At 64.6% G+C, this 418-nt stretch carries 1 protein-coding gene; it reads left to right on the forward strand.

Annotation, left to right across the window (positions count from 1 at the left end):
* Window positions 1–418 (forward strand): contractile injection system protein, VgrG/Pvc8 family (locus FW796_RS31880; RefSeq protein WP_446440709.1); only part of this gene is annotated, 418 nt, incomplete at both ends.

A 418-nucleotide genomic window follows, 5' to 3' on the forward strand; every position in this document is an offset into this window, starting at 1 on the left:
CGCCGTCGGCCAACCCTTCACTCAGAACCGCCTGCTGGGCCATCGTCGCGATGCCCGGGTGGCGACGGTGGAAGGGGATGATCCGCGGCTGATTCCAGGGTTTTCCTTCCAACTGACCGGGCACCCCCGGGGCGACTTCAACCGCTGGTGGCGCTCGGTGCGCATCACCCACACAGGGATACAGCACGCCAGCCAGCAAGAAGAGGCCGCTGGCGCCGAGATGGGGGTGAGTTACGACTTCCGCGCCCAGATCATTGCCGAGGACTGCGAATGGCGGCCGATGCCACTGCCCAAGCCGGTCATTGACGGGCCGCAGATTGCAACGGTGGTGGGCCCGGAAGGCGAGGAAATCCACACCGATGAATATGGCCGGGTAAAAATTCAGTTCCCCTGGGACCGCGAGGGCAAGAACAACGGG

The organism is Pseudomonas sp. 910_21 (genome assembly GCF_052850735.1).